9 protein-coding genes and 2 tRNA genes are annotated in these 14,916 nt (G+C 64.9%); 4 read left to right on the top strand and 7 right to left on the bottom strand.

Features of this window, described 5'->3' with window-relative positions:
• Nucleotides 1-17 precede the first annotated feature (17 nt).
• Both CupriaWKF_RS09485 and CupriaWKF_RS09480 read right to left on the bottom strand, forming a co-directional pair.
• Nucleotides 18-4,859, bottom strand: a complete 4,842-nt coding sequence (locus CupriaWKF_RS09485; protein ID WP_276097655.1) for an NAD-glutamate dehydrogenase — start codon at nucleotides 4,857-4,859, stop codon at nucleotides 18-20.
• A gap of 176 nt (nucleotides 4,860-5,035) precedes the next feature.
• Nucleotides 5,036-5,563, bottom strand: a complete 528-nt coding sequence (locus CupriaWKF_RS09480) for a MarR family transcriptional regulator (protein ID WP_276097654.1) — start codon at nucleotides 5,561-5,563, stop codon at nucleotides 5,036-5,038.
• A gap of 392 nt (nucleotides 5,564-5,955) precedes the next feature.
• Here CupriaWKF_RS09480 and CupriaWKF_RS09475 point away from each other — a divergent pair, with 392 nt between their 5' ends.
• The gene (locus CupriaWKF_RS09475) at nucleotides 5,956-7,473 is read left to right on the top strand and encodes an acetyl-CoA hydrolase/transferase family protein (RefSeq protein WP_276097653.1); all 1,518 of its coding nucleotides are present in this window, start codon (nucleotides 5,956-5,958) and stop codon (nucleotides 7,471-7,473) included.
• Nucleotides 7,474-7,596: 123 nt separating this feature from the next.
• Here the strand turns inward: CupriaWKF_RS09475 and CupriaWKF_RS09470 are convergent, their stop codons facing one another.
• The 3 genes from CupriaWKF_RS09470 to CupriaWKF_RS09460 form a co-directional block, all read right to left on the bottom strand.
• On the bottom strand, nucleotides 7,597-7,983 hold the full coding sequence (locus CupriaWKF_RS09470) for a hypothetical protein (RefSeq protein WP_276097652.1): 387 nt from the start codon (nucleotides 7,981-7,983) through the stop codon (nucleotides 7,597-7,599).
• A 283-nt stretch (nucleotides 7,984-8,266) separates the two neighbouring features.
• Nucleotides 8,267-9,244 carry a tripartite tricarboxylate transporter substrate binding protein BugE gene (locus CupriaWKF_RS09465; protein ID WP_276097651.1) on the bottom strand — a complete coding sequence of 326 codons (978 nt, stop codon included), beginning with the start codon at nucleotides 9,242-9,244 and terminating at the stop codon, nucleotides 8,267-8,269.
• A gap of 368 nt (nucleotides 9,245-9,612) precedes the next feature.
• A tRNA-Lys gene (locus tag CupriaWKF_RS09460) sits at nucleotides 9,613-9,688 on the bottom strand.
• Between the two features lie 140 nt (nucleotides 9,689-9,828).
• On the opposite strand from CupriaWKF_RS09460, the gene CupriaWKF_RS09455 reads away from it, so the two are divergent.
• On the top strand, nucleotides 9,829-10,737 hold the full coding sequence (locus tag CupriaWKF_RS09455; RefSeq protein WP_276097650.1) for a LysR family transcriptional regulator: 909 nt from the start codon (nucleotides 9,829-9,831) through the stop codon (nucleotides 10,735-10,737).
• A gap of 128 nt (nucleotides 10,738-10,865) precedes the next feature.
• Nucleotides 10,866-12,257 carry an 8-oxoguanine deaminase gene (locus CupriaWKF_RS09450; protein ID WP_276097649.1) on the top strand — a complete coding sequence of 464 codons (1,392 nt, stop codon included), beginning with the start codon at nucleotides 10,866-10,868 and terminating at the stop codon, nucleotides 12,255-12,257.
• Between the two features lie 101 nt (nucleotides 12,258-12,358).
• Here the strand turns inward: CupriaWKF_RS09450 and CupriaWKF_RS09445 are convergent.
• Nucleotides 12,359-12,434: transfer RNA gene (locus CupriaWKF_RS09445), tRNA-Lys, on the bottom strand.
• A gap of 236 nt (nucleotides 12,435-12,670) precedes the next feature.
• Between CupriaWKF_RS09445 and CupriaWKF_RS09440 the strand changes: the two genes are divergently transcribed.
• The gene (locus CupriaWKF_RS09440) at nucleotides 12,671-12,934 is read left to right on the top strand and encodes a DUF1488 domain-containing protein (RefSeq protein WP_224079910.1); all 264 of its coding nucleotides are present in this window, start codon (nucleotides 12,671-12,673) and stop codon (nucleotides 12,932-12,934) included.
• A 175-nt stretch (nucleotides 12,935-13,109) separates the two neighbouring features.
• Here the strand turns inward: CupriaWKF_RS09440 and CupriaWKF_RS09435 are convergent, their stop codons facing one another.
• Nucleotides 13,110-14,909: a SulP family inorganic anion transporter gene (locus tag CupriaWKF_RS09435; protein WP_276097648.1), complete on the bottom strand. Its 1,800-nt coding sequence runs from the start codon at nucleotides 14,907-14,909 to the stop codon at nucleotides 13,110-13,112.
• Nucleotides 14,910-14,916: the final 7 nt, after the last annotated feature.

The following is a 14,916-nucleotide window of genomic DNA, read 5'->3' as shown; positions in this document are numbered from 1 at the left end:
GACCGGCCCGGCGCGCCTCAGCTGCGTTCCAGCATGCCGATCTCGCGGATGGCCACCGACAGCATCGACAGTCCCGTGGCGCCCGATGCACGCTGGTCGGTCAGCATGCGCGTGAATCGTTCGAGCGCGGCTTGCCGGTTGGCGCGCCAGGCGTCGATCAGTGCTTCGGCCGTGTCATAGTCGCCGGACTGCGCCAGCACGCTGGTCATCAGGGCGCGCTTGAGGCGCCCGAGGTCGTCGAGCGTGGTGGTGCGCGCCAGCAAGTCCCAATGCGTATCGGCGGGCAGCGCCTGCGCACGCTCCCGCAGCCAGTTGAAGCTGAGCTGCGTATCGAGTGCGAAGTAGACCCCCGCCACCAGCTCCAGCGGACGGTTGCAGGAAGCTGCCACTTCCGCGATATCGAGCGCAGCCGCTGCGATGTCGCGGCTGGCGACCTTCTGGGCCAGCGCGGGCTCTACGCCAGCCTCCGTCAGGGCCTGCGCACGCTCGGCCAGTGCCGCCGCATCGGCCTGCGGCAGCAGGGCCGGCAACTGCGGCGTAAGCCACTGGGCCGATTGCGCGAAGCGCGCCATACCCGCTTCGGCGGTGCCACCGGTGCGCAGGTAGCGGATGAACCAGAGGCAGGCCCGCTCCAGCAACTGGCCGACGGCGCTGAACATGCGTGCCTGCTCGGCATCAGCCAAGCGGTTGTCCAGTGCATCGATCTCCTGCCACAGCGCCGTCAGCCCGAATACATCGCGTGCGAGCAGGCAGGCGCGCACGATTTCGGCAGGCCCGGCATCCGTTTCCTCCATCATGCGATGCACGAACGTCGCGCCGATCCGGTTCACGAGCAGGTTGGTCAGGTGCGTGGCCAGGATCTCGCGGCGCAGCGGGTGCCGCTGCATGGCATCGCCATAGCGCTGGCGCAGCGGCACCGGGAAGTAGTCGACCAGCAGGTCGGCCACCAGCTTGTCTTCGGGCACATCCGAGGCGAGCAGTTCGTCGTAGAGCCACATCTTGCTGTACGCGAGCAATACGGCGCGCTCGGGCGAAGTCAGGCCTTCGCCGGCGGCCTTGCGTTCGACAATCTCTTCATCGCCGGGCAGGAATTCCAGCGCGCGGTTGAGGCGGCCGGCGCGTTCAAGCCAGCGGATCTGGCGCGCTTCGCCATCGAGCAATGCGGCGCTGTTGCGGCCTGCCACCGACAAGGCCTGGGTCTGGTAGTAGTTGTCCTGCAGCACCAGCAGGCCGACTTCATCGGTCATCTCGGCCAGCAGCTTGTTGCGCTGTTTCTCGGTCATCTCGCCTTCGGCCACGACCTGGCCGAGCAGGATCTTGATGTTGACCTCATGGTCCGAGCAATCGACGCCGGCCGAATTGTCGATGGCATCGGTATTGATGCGTCCGCCACGGCGCGCGAACTCGATGCGGCCAAGCTGCGTGAAGCCGAGATTGCCGCCTTCGCCGACGACCTTGCAGCGCAGCTCGGCGCCGTTGACGCGCACGGCGTCGTTGGTGCGGTCGCCGGCCTGCTGGTGGGTTTCCTGGCTGGACTTGACATAGGTGCCGATGCCGCCGTTATAGAGCAGGTCCACAGGCGCCATCAGGATCGCGTGGATCAGCTCGGCAGGCGACAGCGTGCTCGCGGTGACGCCGAGCACGGCCTGCACCTGCGGCGACAGCGCGATGGTCTTGGCCGTGCGCGGGAACACGCCGCCCCCCGCGGAGATGAGCTTGCTGTCGTAGTCGGCCCAGCTCGAGCGTGGCAGCGCGAACATGCGCACGCGTTCCTGCAGGCTGGACACGGGGTCCGGATCCGGATCCAGGAAGATATGGCGGTGGTCGAACGCAGCCACCAGCCGGATATGGGGTGACAGCAGCATGCCGTTGCCGAACACGTCGCCCGACATATCGCCGACGCCGGCCACGGTGAAGTCGGTGGTCTGCGTGTCGATGCCCATTTCGCGGAAATGCCGCTTGACCGATTCCCATGCGCCACGCGCGGTGATGCCCATCTTCTTGTGGTCATAGCCGACCGAGCCGCCCGAGGCGAAGGCATCGCCGAGCCAGAACCCGTACTCGCCCGAGATCGCGTTGGCAAAATCGGAGAAGGTGGCGGTGCCCTTGTCGGCAGCAACCACGAGGTAAGGATCGTTGTCATCGAGGCGGACCACGTCCGGCGGGGGCACGAGGGCACCGGCAACCAGGTTGTCGGTCAGGTCGAGCAGGCCGCGCAGGAACGTCTGGTAGCAGGCGATGCCTTCCTGCAGGAAGGCATCGCGGTCGGTGGGCGGCGGTGGCCGCTTGACGACGAAGCCGCCCTTGGAGCCGACCGGCACTATCACCGTGTTCTTCACCATCTGCGCCTTCATCAGGCCCAGCACCTCCGTACGGAAATCTTCGCGCCGGTCCGACCAGCGCAGGCCGCCCCGGGCCACGCGCCCGCCCCGCAGGTGCACGCCTTCCACGCGCGGGGAGTAGACCCAGATCTCGAACATCGGGCGCGGCTCGGGCAGGCCGGGAACCTGGGAGGGATTGAACTTGAACGAAACGTAGGGGCGCGGCTGTCCGCCGGTATCGCGGTGGAAGTAGTTGGTGCGTACAGTCGCGTTGACCACCCCGAGGAACAGGCGCAGGATGCGGTCCTCATCGAGGTTCGGAACCTGGTCCAGCGCGGTCTCGATGTCGGCCAGCAATTGCTGGCAACGCGCATCGCGCGTGGCGGCCGCGGCCGGGTCGAAGCGTGCGACGAACAGCGCCACCAGCCTGGCTGCAATGGCGGGATTGCCGGTTAGTGCGCGTTCGATGTACGCATCGCTGAAGGTCGAGCCGACCTGGCGCAGGTACTTCGCGTACGCGCGCAGGATCGTCACATCGCGCGCCGCCAGCTCGGCGCGCAAAACCAGCCGGTTGAGGTCGTCGTTCTCGATCTCCCCGTTCCACGCGCGCGCGAAGGCGTCTTCGAACAGCGCCTTGATGCGTTCGATATCGAAATCGGCACCGCCGGCGCTGTCCGCGATCTCCAGCCCGAAGTCATGGATCCAGAACGGCGCGCCACTGTCCGGCTCGATCAGGTAGGGCCGCTCTTCGTCGACGCGCACGCCAAGGTGTTCGAGCATCGGCAGGCTGTGCGACAGCGCGATCGGCTCGCCGGCACGATAGACCTTGAAGCGGAAAGCGCCCGGTACCGCCTCGATCGGGCGGTACAGGTTCATGGCGATGCCGTTGCCCCGCAGCGCATGTTCCATCAGTTCGATGTCGCGCACGGCGGTGCGAGCCGGGTAGTCTTCGCGATAGCCGGCCGGGAAGGAGCCGCCGTACTGGCGCAGCATGCGGTTGCCCTGTTCCTCGCCGCGGCTCTCGTGCAGCGCTTCGGCCAGGTCGTCCTGCCAGCGGCGGCTGGCCTGGACGATGCGCGCTTCCAGTTCCTGCGTGTCGACTTGCGGCATGCTGCCGGGCTCGCCGCGCACAGTCAGCTGGATGCGCGCCAGCGGCGATTCCGACAGCAGCGGCGTGAACTCGCACGCGTTGCCGTGGAAGGCACTCATCAGGATCTTCTGGATCTTCTGGCGCAGGTCGGTGTTGTACTTGTCGCGTGGCACGAACACCAGGCAGGACACGAAGCGGTCGAAGCGGTCGCGCCGCACGAACAGCCGCGTGCGCTGGTGTTCCTGCAGCCGCAGGATGCCGATCGCAATGTCGAACAATTCGTCTTCGTCGATCTGGAACAGTTCGTCGCGCGGATACTGCTCGAGGATGGTCACCAGCGACTTGTACAGGTGACCCTTGGCCAGGAACCCGGCACGGGCCAGGATATTCGCGCACTTGCGCCGTACCAGCGGTATCTCGGCAATCGGCGAGGTGTACGCCGTGGACGTGTACAGGCCCACGAAGCGGCGTTCGCCGAACAGCTTGCCGTTGGCATCGAGCAGCTTGACGCCGATGTAATCCAGGTAGCCGGGGCGGTGCACGGTGGAGCGCGAATTGGCCTTGGTCAGGAAAATCGGCGAACTGCCCTGGATGATGGACGTGGCTGCGGCGGGCAGCGGCGTCAGGTCTTCGGCTTCGGGCGCACGCAGGCTTTCGCGCAGGATGCCAAGCCCGGTGCCCGGAACGCCGCGCAGGAAATAGCGCTGGTCCTGCGAGATGAGCTCGTAGTCGCGCTGGCCGAGGAAAGTGAAGTGGTCGTCGAGCATCCATTCCAGGACGGCCCGGCCTTCCGTGCTGTCGGCGCTGGCGGCGTCCGGGGCCTGCGCCATCGTGCCAATGGTGGTCTCGGTGATCTCGCGCATGCGTTGCCAGTCTTCGACCGCGGCGCGCAAGTCGCCGAGCACGCGTGCAATGCCGCTGCGCAGCGCCTCCAGCCGCGCCGGCTCTCCGGTGCGGTCCACCTCGAAGTGGATGAAGGATTCCAGGTGCGATTCGGCGTCGCTGCCGGCGCCGCCGAGTTCGATCTTCTCGATGCTGCCTTTGACACCGCGCCATACGCGGAATACCGGGTGAATCGCCGAGTGCAGCACCAGCCCCAGGCGGTTGATCTCCATGGTCACGGAGTCGACCAGGAAGGGCATGTCGTCGTTGACGATCTCGACCACGGTATGGTCGGAGTGCCAGCCGTGCTCTTCCAGGTTCGGGTTGTACACGCGGATGCGCGCGGTGCCAGGCACGAACTTCTGCGCCGTCTGCCAATGCGCCATCACGGCGCCATACATGTCCGCGACGTCCCGGTGGATCAGGTCATCGGCGTCGGTCTGGTCGTAGTAATGCCGCAGAATCGGTCCGAGCAGCTCGAACCCCGCCGCGGGCAGTCGCTCCCGCGCGAACGCCAGCATTTCTTCCTGCAGGTGTGCGACTTTTTCTTCGTTCTCCTGCGGCATGGTGCCTCCTTGCGGTATGGGGCGCGGGGGGCGGCCCATGCAGCGCGTCTGGACTCAGACGATGCATGTGCCGGTGCATGCTCATACTTTAGGAAAAAACAGCACGTTGCGAGGGGAAAGTCGTGGGGGGCGAACTTGCCCGCCAGCACGGCGCCGGACAGCGCCTTCGGGGTAAATCAGGCGGACATCGGCTGCGCTGCGCCGGTGCCACCAGCCCCCACACGCCCTGCCGCGGTGTGCAGCGTCACCGGCTCGTTAGCCGGGTTGCGGCTACGGCGCGCGGAGTGATCGCTCAAAGTCAGCTTCATGCGCTGCAACAGCGCGCCGAGTGCCACGCGCTCGTGCGAACTGAATGGCGATACCGAGACCGAGTGCAGGGCTTTGACCGCCTGCCACACGCGTTCGACGCGGCCCTCAGCCGCAGCGCTGATCCGCGGTGCGCCGGAGTCTGAATACTCGATCCAGCCGTCGCGCTGTAACTCACCCAGCATGTGTTCGGCGCGTGCGGCGTCGATCGGCATGACGCCCGCAAGCGGCTCGTGGCGCACGAATGCGTTCTGCATGATGGCTCGCAGCAAGAGCCATTTGCCATAGTTGAGCCCGGAGGCCGAAAGGGTCTGTTCCAAAGCACCTTGCCAGGCGGTGACCGCGTCCATCAGGGCAAGGACAACCGGCTCGTTGGGTTCGAGTGGTTTGCTATGCATGTTTTGGCGTCTCCTCATGTCTGTCGCCGACATTGCAACGCTCTTGGGCCGGAGCTTGGCCGGCCCGGGCGGCACAGGCGCCGCGCCTCGACTCCAGGGTCAAATCGGGGCGGTCTTTCCTGATGCGGCAGACACTACCAGAAGCCAAGGCTTTTTGTATGTTTCCTAGGGTTTGTCCCGCCGTAGCCGGAAGGCCCTTTTCTGCGCAAATGGAGGGGGCATGGCCGGCACTTCGCCCTTGTTTGAGGTTTATGAAAAAAGCGACTTGTTTTTATGAATTTAAATCCATGTTGGAATGCGGCGACGTGACTACACTGCCTTTCCAACCCCCGACGCCATGACTTCCGGGGGCGCACGGGTGGACCGGAACCGCCCGGCAACCGGAGATGAAGATGTACAAGGAACGCATTCGCCTGCCGAGGCTGCTGGACAAGGTGGTCTCGGCCGATACGGCAGCCGAGCTCATCCGCGACGGCATGACGGTGGGCATGAGCGGCTTTACCCGTGCGGGCGACTGCAAGGAAGTGCCATTCGCACTGGCGCGCCGCGCCGCCACGGAGCCGCTGCGCATCACGCTGATGACCGGCGCGTCGCTCGGCAACGATATCGACAAGGTGCTGGCGCAGGCCGACGTGATCGCGCGCCGCCTGCCTTTCCAGTCCGATGAGACCCTGCGGCGCAAGATCAACGCCGGCGAAGTCATGTTCATCGACCAGCATCTGTCCGAGACGGTCGAGCAACTGCGCTCCGGCCAGATTGCGCCGGTGGACGTGGCCGTGGTGGAAGCGGTCGCGATCACGGAGCAGGGCGGCATCGTGCCGAGCACTTCGGTCGGCAACTCGGCCAGCTTTGCCATGCTTGCGCGCAAGGTGATCGTCGAGATCAACATGAACATGCCGCTGGCGCTCGAGGGCTTCCACGACATTTACTTCCCGGTGCAGCGCCCATACCGGCAGCCGATCCCCCTGATTTCCGCCGAGCAGCGCATCGGCTTGCCGTATATCCCGATCGATCCGGAAAAGATTGCCGCGATTGTCATCACTGGCAAGGACGACAGTCCATCCAACGCGCTGCCGCCCGATGAAGGCACGCGCCAGATCGCGGGCCACTTGAGCGAGTTTCTCGGGCGCGAAGTCCGCGCAGGGCGGCTGTCGCCGTCGCTGCAGCCGCTGCAGGCCGGCATCGGCACGATTTCAAATGCCGTGCTGCATGGGCTGATCGACTCGCCGTTCCACGATCTCAAGATGTACTCCGAGGTCCTGCAGGACAGCACGATCGAGTTGCTCGACTCGGGGCGGCTCGCATTTGCCTCGGCGTCGTCGGTGACGCTGTCGCGCCCGGTCTACCAGCACTTCATCGCGAACCTGGAGCGGTACCGGTCGCGGCTGGTGCTGCGGCCGCAGGAGATCAGCAACCATCCGGAGATCCTGCGCCGGCTCGGGCTCATCACCATCAATACCGCGCTGGAGTGTGACATCTACGGCAATGTCAATTCGACGCATGTCGGCGGCACGCACATGATGAACGGCATCGGCGGCTCGGGCGATTTCGCACGCAATGCGCATCTGTCGGTATTCGTGACCAAGTCCGTGGCAAAGGGCGGCGATATTTCCAGCATCGTGCCGATGGTGGCGCATGTGGACCACACCGAGCACGATGTCGACATCATCGTGACCGAGCACGGTCTGGCCGACCTGCGCGGCCTGGCGCCACGCGAACGCGCCAGGCAGGTCATCGACAACTGCGCGGATCCGGCCTATCGCGACGTGCTGAACGACTACTTCCGCCGCGCCAGCCGGCTTGGCGGGCAGACGCCACACCTGCTAGAGGAAGCGTTGTCCTGGCATGTGCGCTACCGCGACCTAGGCACCATGCGCGCCTCCGTGCCGCAGCACGCGATGGCTGCCTGATCGCTGGCATCGAAAGCAAACAGCCCGCAGATGCGGGCTGTTTTGTTTGCAGCCTGCTCCGCAGAGCAGCAGCCTGCTCCGCAGAGCAGCAGCCTGCTCCGCAGAGCAGGCGACGCAGAAGTCTTACTGCGACTTCGCCGCGGGTGCCTTGGCGCCATCGGTGTACGGGTCGTACTTGCCGGACTTGGCGCCGTCGGTGTACGGATCGAACTTGCCGGCCTTGGCACCGTCGGTGTACGGGTCGGGCTTGCCGGCCTTGGCGCCGTCGGTGTATGGATCGGTCTTCTTGCCAGCGAGGTCGGCCTTGGTCGACTGCTTTGCGCCGTCCGTGTATGGATCGAATTTGCCCGACTTGGCTGCGTTCTGGTTCGGACTCGCCTTCTTCTTGGCGTGGCTGCCGCCGTACAGGTCGCCGCCCTCCGTGTAGTTCTTCTGCGCATACGCAAGCTGCGTTGCACCGAAGGCCGCCAGTGCGGCAACGATCAGGGTCGGAACGGTCTTCTTGAGCATCTTCATCCTCGCGAGTGGCGGTCGCGCAGCGCCTGCGCGATCCGGTTGGGGCCGAGTTTGGCGGATCATCCCCGGCTACTGTACCGAGGTCGGCGCTGGTCCGCATAGTGAAACTTTCTTCTAATTGCATTGAACGCTTTCTTGTCCGGCAACGACCTGTGCAAAGTCAAAGTTGATGCAGAATAAGGATGGACATCTCCTGGTGGTGCGCAATAGTGCGCGATCAAGCATAAAAAAAGCCGGCTGGTATGCAGCCGGCTTTCTTCTTGCAGGGCAGATGCCCTTATTCGAGCGTGATGTTCTGGTCGTGCGCAATCTTCTTGCGCAGGTCCAGTTCACGCTTGATCTGGGCCGCGTACTGGGCCGACGTATTGCCGTCGGGGTAGGCGCCGCTATCCGCCAGGCGGCGCTTCACGGCCGGGTCCTGCAGGGCCTTGACGGCGGCATCGTGCACGCGCGCGACGATGGCGGCCGGCGTGTTAGCCGGGGCGACCAGGCCATACCATGCCATGTTGTTCATATCCTTCATGCCGGCTTCGGCGAAGGTCGGCACGTCGGGCAAACCTTCCACGCGCTTGGGCGCGGCCACGGCCAGCGCGCGCAGCTTGCCGGCCTGGATGAACGGCATCGAGGACGGCAGGTTGTCGAACTGGACATTGACCTGGCCGGCCAGCGTGTCATTCAGCGCCGGGCCCGATCCGCGGTAAGGGATATGGACCATATCGGTCTTGGTGATGTCCTTGAACAGCTCGCCATCCAGATGGGAAATGCTGCCCTTGCCAGCCGACGCGTAGCTGTACTTGCCCGGGTTGGACTTGAGCAGCGCGACGAATTCTTTCAGCGTCTTGGCCGGGACCTTCGGGTTGACCGTCAGCACGTTCGGCACGTTCACCAGGTTGGTGATGGGCGCGAAATCCTTGATCGGGTCATACGGATTGCGGGCATTGGTGGCCGGGTTGGTGGCCATCGTGCTTACGGTAGCGATGCCCAGCGTATAGCCGTCCGGAGTGGACTTGGCCAGGGCATCGGCACCGATGGCGCCGCCGCCGCCGCCGCGGTTTTCCACCACGACGGGCTGGCCCAGTTCGCGGCCGAGCGCGTCGGAAACGGCGCGTGCCACGATGTCGGTGGTGCCGCCGGCCGCGAACGGCACGATCAGGCGGATCGGCTTGGTCGGGTAGCTTTGCGCCTGGGCGCCGCCGTGGAACAGGCCGAGGGCCGCGATGCAGGCTGCAGCGCCTGCTTTGAGAACTGCTTTCAAGGAGTGCCTCCGTTCTTCATTCACTGATTGTCGCCGGGCCGGATTCCTGGGGCGTTCTTCATGGCGATTCTGGGTCGCCTGCGCTTGTCGGTGAATCATCCGGTCCTGACTCGGCAGGCTGGTCCTCGTTGTGCGAAACCAGCCAACAACCCACAGAAATTTGGTTCCGCGATACGGAACTACGTTCCGCGTTGTGCGCCGGTGGCCATTCAACAGGGAAAGGTCGGTGAGTGGTATCGGGGAGAACCCGCGTATCAAGAAATGGCAGGTGCTCCCGTGCGCGGGCAAGAGGGCATCCCAGCAAAGACAGCAGAAGCGTATCAAAGCAAAAAGGCCAACCTTGCGGCTGGCCTTTTCTGGGAATTCGCTGGTGGGGCGTGAGTGACTCGAACACTCGACCTACGGATTAAGAGTCCGCTGCTCTACCAACTGAGCTAACGCCCCAACGAAGAAAAAGATTGTAGCAAGGTATCTAGTAAGACGCAATAGGTGAGGCGAACTTTCTTTTCCGGCACTCGCGGCTACAATGCCGAGCTTCCTGATGCGGTCAGTCACGCCGAAAGCCGTGACGACCAGACAACTCCATGCATGCCCGGATCCTGCGCTATCTAGACGAAGTGGTACGCCGCGGTTCGATCCGCAAGGCCGCGGAGCATCTCCATGTGGCGCCGACTGCGATCAACCGGCAGATTCTGGACCTGGAAGCCGAGCTCGGCGCTCCTGTATTCGAGCGCATCAACCGGCGCCTGCGCCTGACACCGCTTGGCGAGATGGTCCTCGCTCACGTCCGGCAGACCTTGCGCGAGCACGAGGCATTGCGCGAGCGGATCGAGGACTTCAAGGGCGCCCGGCGCGGTGAGGTCACGGTGGCTGCAACCGCCGGGCTCGCGGGGTCGTTGCTGCCATCGCTGGTGCATGATTTCCGCCAGCGGTATCCGGGCATCATCCTGCGCGTGGTGGATCTGCCTGTGGCGGAGATTGCCACCGCCGTGGAGCAGGGCGAGGCCGACCTCGGTCTCGGCTACGACCTGCCCGCCGCGCCAGCGCTGCGCGTGCTCGCGACCAGCGACTGGCAGATTGGCGCCGTGGTGCCGCCAGACCACGCGCTGGCAGAGCAACCCTCCGTGCTGCTCAGCGAGTGCGTCGGCTATCCGCTGGTCCTGCCGGCGCCATCGCTGTCGATCCGAGCCATCCTCGATGACGCCTTTGCGCGCAATGCCATCGACGTGACGCCGGCCGCCGAGTCGACCTCGATGGCGCTGATCCAGCGCCTGGTCATGCTGGGCAGCGGCGTCGCCTTGCTCAATCCGCTCGACATCATGGAGGAACGCGCGCGCGGCGCGCTGGTGCTGGTGCCGCTGCGCGACCGCTACCTGCGGCGCCAGACCCTCGCCCTGGTGGCGCGTGCGCACGGCACGCTAAGCCCGGCGGCTGAGCTGATGGCCGGGAGTATCGGCGCAACGCTGGCGGCGCTGTTCGCGCAAGGGCGCTAACGCCTGCGTTTTCGCGGGCGTTATTGTGTGTCCACATTTTGTGGACATGGTTGGCGAAATTCTGTGCTTTGGGATTGACGGAGCGGGTCTTAGACTCGCGTCATGCCAACCGCCAGAGACTTGCCGATATGACCCTGATTGCCCTGAACGCCGATGTGCTTGTCACCATGGATGCGCAACGGCGAGAAATACCCGATGGCGCACTGGTTGCCGACGGCCCCGCGGTGCAATGGGTCGGGGCGACGGCGGATTTGCCGCCGCAGTATCGCCGCATGATCGACGATGGCACGGCGCAGGTCATCGACATGCGCGGCCGTGTAGTGATTCCCGGCCTGGTCAATACGCACCATCACATGTACCAGAGCCTGACCCGCGCCGTGCCCGCGGCACAGGATGCCGAGCTGTTTGCGTGGCTGACCAATCTCTACATGCTGTGGTCGCACCTGACACCGGAGATGATCGGCATCTCGACGAAGACCGCGATGGCCGAGTTGATGCTGTCGGGCTGCACGACCACGAGCGATCACCTCTATCTCTATCCAAACGGATCGCGCCTCGACGACTCCATTGCCGCCGCGCAGGAAATGGGCATGCGCTTCCACGCGGCGCGCGGCTCGATGAGCGTCGGTCGCAGCAAGGGTGGCCTGCCGCCGGATGTAGTGGTGGAAGAGGAGACCGCCATCCTGCGCGACAGCCAGCGCCTGGTCGAGCAGTATCACGATAGTTCTCGTCACGCGATGCTGCGCATGGTGCTGGCGCCCTGTTCGCCGTTTTCAGTGTCGCGCGACCTGATGCGCGAATCGGCGCTCATGGCTCGCCACTATGGCGTGTCGCTGCATACGCACCTGGCCGAGAACGACAACGACATCGCCTATTCGCGCGAGAAGTTCGGGCTGACGCCTGCACAGTACGCCGAGGATCTCGGCTGGGTCGGCCACGATGTCTGGCATGCCCACTGCGTGAAGCTCGACGAGGAGGGGATCGCCCTGTTTGCACGTACGGGTACGGGTGTTGCGCATTGCCCGTGCTCCAATATGCGGCTGGCGTCAGGCATCGCCCCGGTGCGCGCCATGCGCGATGCCGGCGTCAAAGTTGGCCTCGGCGTGGACGGCAGTGCCTCGAACGATGGCGCGCATATGCTTGGCGAGGCGCGCCAGGCCATGCTGCTGCAGCGCGTCGGGTTTGGGCCGGCGGCGATGAGCGCGCGCGAGGCACTGGAGATTGCCACGCTCGGCGGTGCGCGCGTGCTCAATCGGGATGACATCGGTGCGTTGGCCCCCGGCATGTCTGCCGACTTCGTGGCCTTCGATATGTCGGCTGTCGGCTTTGCCGGGGGCGGGCATGACCCGGTTGCCGCGCTGGTGTTCTGCGCGCCCGCCAATGTGGTCACCAGCGTGATCAACGGACGCGTGGTGGTTCGTGACGGTGAACTGCTGACGGCCGACTTGCCGGTCGTGTTGTCGCGGCACCGCCAGCTCGCGCGCACGCTGTTCGAGCGCGCACGCGACAGCGGCGCCTGAGTGTGTTGCTGCGCCTGCCGCCTGCAGGCGCAGCCCAAAAGCAAAAAGCAAAAAGCAAAAGGCCGGAAGCAGATGCTTCCGGCCTTTTGCTTTGTATTCGATGGTGGGGCGTGAGTGACTCGAACACTCGACCTACGGATTAAGAGTCCGCTGCTCTACCAACTGAGCTAACGCCCCAACGAAGAAAAAGATTTTAACATGATTTCGGAGTTTGTCAAACACCCGCGTACATCAAACGAGTTCGGGCCGAACTCGCGCAGCGCCTGCGGCGTTGGCATCGCTCCGAATGTGGAGGGAACCGGCGCGCCTGTCCGGAGGTCATTCGATTGAGTGGATCAACGAAGGTCCGCGCATACGATATTGCTCCGGCCATGTTAGGATGTTTCTCCACTTGCATATGGAGGGCTGCACCGATGGATATCAAGTTCCAAGAGCAAGAGCGCTACGACATCAATAACGAAGGCTTGCTGTTCCACGCCATCGTCAATGGCGAAAAGGTAACGTGCGTCGTGACACGCGAAGCACTATGGGAAGGATTCAGCGCGGACCAGGTCCTGTCGCTGGAAGAAGCCTTCCGCGCCGGGCGCGACACGATCGAGCGCGCAGCGGTGGTGCTGATTGAACAAGGCGTCCCGCAACCGGTCGTCGTCAAGCGCGCACACGTGGCGCCGGTCTGATCCGGATGGATGCCCCGGCCAGCCGCAGGCAAGCCGCGGGCGCCCATCTCGCATCAGCCTCTTTCCGGTAGCGCATACTCCGACGCTGCCAAACCGTCTTACCGTGCGGCATCCGGTTATCTCCGATGCCAGTCTCCCGCTTCAATCATTCGGACCTGTCATTCTGACGCGGCTGTCACAGCGCTTCCGCGTGCGTTTGCGCGCCGGGGCGCTGCGCGCACTCTTCGAAGATGCGCACCTGGCACTGCGCGCAGATATCGGGAGAGAGTTGCCCGATGATCGTGTGCAGCGCCTGACGCTTGGTGGAAAAGACGTGGTCCGTGCGGAGCTTGGTGGTGAACCCCGTTTGTTCCCAGGTCTGCAGCACTTGCGTGCGCGGACGGTGGAAGTACAGGTCGCCGCCGACGGCGCGCCGTTCGGTCAGTTCGGCTTCCCACATCTCCGCGCCGGCCAGGTCGATGAAGTTCATGCTCTTGGTCATGGCCAGCAGATGCTTCTGGTTGGCATTGACCGTGCGCAGCCAGTGCAGCCGATCCGTCACGTACTGCACGGCGCCGAAATAGATGGCGCCTTCCATGCGCAGCAGCTTGAGTTGGGGGCACTCCGGCTGCGGCCGCTGCAATTCGTCCAGCGGCGTGAAGCGGCGGCCCGGGTCGTCGGCGTCGGGCACGAGGCTGCGCACCGCCGGTCGTGATGTGCGGTACAGGTAGGCGACCAGCGAAAGAATGGTACCGAGCAGCACCGCCATCTCCAGCCGGATCACCAGGGTGGCGGCGAAGGTGCCCACGGCGATAGCGAACTCGGTGCGGCTCAGGGCGGCAATGCGGCGCAGGCGGGCAAAGTCGAACAAGCCCCAGGCGACGAGCAGCAGCATGGCCGCGATAGCGGCCAGCGGAATCTGCGCGAGCAGCGGCGCGCTGACGGCCACCAGCAGCACTAGCCACAGGGCCGAGAACACGCTGGCCAGCGGCGTCTTCGCACCGGCCTCCAAATTCGGCACCGAGCGGTTGAGCGAACCGCACGAGATGTAGCCGGAGAACAGGCCGCCGGCAATATTCGACAGCCCCTGGCCAATGAATTCGCGGTTGGCGTCGATATGCTGGCCGGAACGCAACGCTACCGCCTTGGCAATCGAGATCGACTGGCCCAGTGCGACGATGGTCAGCGCCGAGGCGATGCCGAACAGGTCCGGCACGCTGCGCCAGGAAACATCCGGCACACGGAAGCTCGGAATTGCCGAGGAGATCGGTCCGACCACATTGACATGGTGTCCGCTTCCCCATCCGGTCCGGTTCAGCACCAAAGCCACGCCGTAGCCGGCCATGAGACCAAGCAGCATGAACGGCAGCCGCTTGCCCAGGCGCTTGAACACCAGCGTCGCGCCGAGCGTGACAGCGCCCACGGTGGCTGCGCCCCAGTTGATGGCGTCCAGGTTGTCGAACAGGAAGCGCAGCACGCCGAATGCGCTAGTGCCCGTGGGCACCGCCAGGCCGAGCAGGTCCTTGAGCGCATAGAGGCCGATCAGCGTGGCTGCGCCGCAGGTGAAGCCGAGCAGCACGGAAGGGGAGATGAAGTTGGCCAGCGTGCCCAGCCGCAGCGTGCCGACCGCAAACTGCATCAAGCCGACCAGGATGGTGACCGACAGCGCCAGGCCGATATAAGCCGGGCTGCCCGCGAAGGCCACGGGACTCAGCATGGCGAACAGCGCCAGCGAATTGGCATTGGTCGGACCGGACATTACGTGCCAGCTCGACCCGAACAGCGCGGCGATGATGCATGGCACCACGGCCGTGTAGATGCCGTACTCCGGCGGCAGCCCCGCCAGCGTGGCAAAGGCCACGCCCTGCGGCAACACCAGCACGGCGCCGAGCAGTCCCGCGACCACGTCCGCGCGCAAGGTGGCACGGGACACGCGTTGAGTCCAGGGAAGCAGGCGCTGCAGCCGGTCGGCTGGGCTGGTTGCGGTGGCAGTCATTGGTCAG

It is taken from the genome of Cupriavidus sp. WKF15 (assembly GCF_029278605.1).
Classification (GTDB): domain Bacteria; phylum Pseudomonadota; class Gammaproteobacteria; order Burkholderiales; family Burkholderiaceae; genus Cupriavidus.
This window is presented reverse-complemented; position numbering and strand designations above follow the sequence as displayed.

What these genes read in the sequence shown, in the direction of transcription:
- CupriaWKF_RS09485 (WP_276097655.1), bottom strand. Translation starts at nt 4,859, where the DNA reads ATGCCGCAGGAGAACGAAGAAAAAGTCGCACACCTGCAGGAAGAAATG.
- CupriaWKF_RS09480 (WP_276097654.1), bottom strand. Translation starts at nt 5,563, where the DNA reads ATGCATAGCAAACCACTCGAACCCAACGAGCCGGTTGTCCTTGCCCTG.
- CupriaWKF_RS09475 (WP_276097653.1), top strand. Translation starts at nt 5,956, where the DNA reads ATGTACAAGGAACGCATTCGCCTGCCGAGGCTGCTGGACAAGGTGGTC.
- CupriaWKF_RS09470 (WP_276097652.1), bottom strand. Translation starts at nt 7,983, where the DNA reads ATGCTCAAGAAGACCGTTCCGACCCTGATCGTTGCCGCACTGGCGGCC.
- CupriaWKF_RS09455 (WP_276097650.1), top strand. Translation starts at nt 9,829, where the DNA reads ATGCATGCCCGGATCCTGCGCTATCTAGACGAAGTGGTACGCCGCGGT.
- CupriaWKF_RS09450 (WP_276097649.1), top strand. Translation starts at nt 10,866, where the DNA reads ATGACCCTGATTGCCCTGAACGCCGATGTGCTTGTCACCATGGATGCG.
- CupriaWKF_RS09440 (WP_224079910.1), top strand. Translation starts at nt 12,671, where the DNA reads ATGGATATCAAGTTCCAAGAGCAAGAGCGCTACGACATCAATAACGAA.
- CupriaWKF_RS09435 (WP_276097648.1), bottom strand. Translation starts at nt 14,909, where the DNA reads ATGACTGCCACCGCAACCAGCCCAGCCGACCGGCTGCAGCGCCTGCTT.